The organism is Luteitalea sp., from assembly GCA_009377605.1.
Taxonomy (GTDB): Bacteria; Acidobacteriota; Vicinamibacteria; order Vicinamibacterales; family Vicinamibacteraceae; genus WHTT01.
On the sequence record WHTT01000361.1, the window covers coordinates 1 to 520 of the forward strand.

The window sequence follows — 520 nt, forward strand, 5'->3', positions numbered from 1 at the left end:
GCTGGTCCGTACACCTGGCCCAAGGAAGAATGGTCGGCCGGAGGTTTTCCCCCGGGAGGCACTCATGGCCTGGATCGGCGTAGATCCGCACAAGCGAATCCATCAGGCCGCGGCCTTGGACGCCGACGGCACCATCACGACCAAGCTGGTTCCCAACACCGCAGAGGGCTGGGTGGACCTGCTAGCGTGGGCACAGGCGTGGCCCGAGCGGCAGTGGGCGATTGAGGGTGCCGCATCCTTGGGCTACGGCGCCGCCCAGTTCCTCGTCGAGCACGGAGAGGCCGTCCGCGAGGTCTGTCCGCGCTGGACCGCTCGCTGGCGGCGGTCTGCCCGTAAGCCTGGCAAGAGCGATACGCTGGACGCACTCGCCATCGCGCGGCTGCTCCGCGAGGAGGCGCTCGAGGCCGGCGTCGACCCGTTCGCGGCGCCGGTGACGTCCTCCGACCGGCTCGCGATGCTGCTCGAGCGGATCGACGAGCTCCCGCTCGCGTCGCACGCCCTGCGCGGCAACCCGAGCGCG

General features: G+C 70.8%; 1 protein-coding gene. It reads left to right on the forward strand.

The window, feature by feature from the left end:
- Positions 1–64 precede the first annotated feature (64 nt).
- Positions 65–520, forward strand: a 456-nt coding sequence (locus GEV06_29300; protein MPZ21933.1) for a transposase, incomplete at its 3' end; no start/stop codon positions are given.